The organism is Hyphomonas sp. UBA3601, from assembly GCF_002375605.1.
GTDB lineage: Bacteria > Pseudomonadota > Alphaproteobacteria > Caulobacterales > Hyphomonadaceae > Hyphomonas.
In genome coordinates, this window is sequence record NZ_DFME01000022.1 from 1674 (window position 1) to 3657 (window position 1984).

Annotated in this window: 2 protein-coding genes; one reads left to right on the top strand and one right to left on the bottom strand. The window is 60.9% G+C overall.

Annotation, left to right across the window (positions count from 1 at the left end; translation table 11 throughout):
- On the bottom strand, window positions 1-708 hold a 708-nt coding region (locus tag B4F73_RS01870), incomplete at its 3' end, for an acyltransferase family protein (protein ID WP_290482378.1).
- 205 nt (window positions 709-913) lie between these two features.
- Between B4F73_RS01870 and B4F73_RS01875 the strand changes: the two genes are divergently transcribed.
- Window positions 914-1984: helicase-related protein (locus B4F73_RS01875; RefSeq protein WP_290482379.1), on the top strand; the 1071-nt coding region annotated here is incomplete at its 3' end.

The following is a 1984-nucleotide window of genomic DNA, read 5'->3' on the forward strand; positions in this document are numbered from 1 at the left end:
GGCAGGATTCTGGACCAGCCGGTAGATGATGATCCCGGCGAGGAAGGCCGAGAAAACGCGCGGAAAGCCGAAGAAGAAGGTCTGATGGCTCCAGCCGACATTGGCGGTCAGGCCATTGCCGGACAAGCGGGCCAGCGCGAGACAGCAAAACAGGTAGAGCGAGAAGGCGGCAAGGCAGGTGCCGACCAGTCGCCATTTCGGCAGGCGCGCAATCCAGATGAAGGCGATGCTGGCGACAAATTCGTAGAAGATCGACCAGAGCGGCGGATTGGACGGGAAGAGTTCCAGCGTGCCATTCGCAGGGATCTCGTAATCGCTGAGCGCCGGGATGAAAGCGAAATGCCCGATATGGGTCAGGGTGAACTGGAGGGGGTTGAAGGCCCGCCCGGTCTCGGCAAACACGATCAGCATCGCGATGGCGCCGAGTACCACGCCGCCCGCGACAGTCGGGGCGAGCCGGGAAATCCGTTTGTTGGCATAGACGCCCGCAGGCATGCCGTCCCGCAGGGCCTTGGCATAGGCATGATAGATGACAAAGCCGCTGAGGATGAAGAACAGGTCCACGGCAATATAGCTGTTCATGAGCAGCCTGGACTGTCCGCTTCCAATATAGTGGTAGAGCATCACGATGATCGCCGCGATCCCGCGCATGCCGTCGAGGACATAGAACCTCTGGCTCGAAGAGCGAGCCTGATTCATGGCGGTCATTGTCACGCGAAGTCCCCATTGTTTCCGAGGGCTCTAGGGGAGTGCGCAGAGGCGGACAACTTCTAATTGGATCGACAGGCGGGTTTTTTCCGGGCGACAGGATCAAGGGCAGTTTCCTGTCAGATTGACCGGTTCGGGGGCAGGGGGTGTGGGCCGATTGCAGGCTCAACTTGACTTTCAATGGCGGCCCCGCCACGCAACGTCGATGAGTTCCACCCTGAAGGCCATTCTCGGCCCCACCAATACCGGCAAGACCCACTATGCCATCGAGCGGATGACGGGGTTTGGCACCGGCATGATCGGCCTGCCGCTGCGCCTGTTGGCGCGCGAGGTTTATGATCGCGTGGTCGAGCGCAAGGGCGCGGCCCATGTCGCGCTGATTACTGGTGAGGAGCGCATTGTTCCGCGTACGGCGCGATACTGGGTGTGCACAGTGGAATCCATGCCGGTGGATCTGAAAGTGGATTTCGTCGCGATTGACGAGATCCAGCTGGCCGAAGACCAGGATCGGGGCCATGTCTTCACCGACCGTATCCTGAATTTGCGCGGCAATCACGAGACATTGCTGCTGGGCAGCGACACGATGCGCAGTGTGTTGCGTAAATTGGACCTTGGCGCCGAGACCGAGCCTCGCGAGCGGTTTTCAGAGCTGCGCTATACCGGGCATTGCAAGATCACCAAACTGCCGAAGCGCACGGCCATTGTCGCATTCAGCGCGGATGAGGTCTATGCGATTGGCGAATTGCTGCGGCGCCAGAAGGGGGGAGCGGCGATTGTGATGGGCGCGCTGAGCCCGCGCACGCGGAATTCGCAAGTTGAGCTCTACCAGTCCGGCGAAGTCGACTACATTGTTGCAACTGATGCGATCGGCATGGGGCTGAACCTTGATGTCGACCGGGTCGTGTTCGCCTCACGCTCGAAGTTCGATGGGCGGCGCCATCGCCTGCTGACACCAGCAGAATGCGCACAGATCGCGGGCCGGGCCGGGCGGTTCCGTACCGATGGTGAATTTGGGGAGACAGCGACCTGTCCGCCATTCGATGAAGCGACATGGCAGGCCATCGAGGCGCATCGGTTCGATCCGGTGGATCATCTGCAATGGCGCAACTCTGCACTCGACTTCTCCAGCCTGCGCCGCCTGATCCTGAGCCTTGAGACCCCATCCGGGCATCCATCCCTGATCCATAATCCGCATGCACTGGATGAATGGGTGCTGCGCCGAATGGCGGAAGATGCGGCCATCGGGCCGAATGTGGCGGGTACGCGCGAAGTGCGG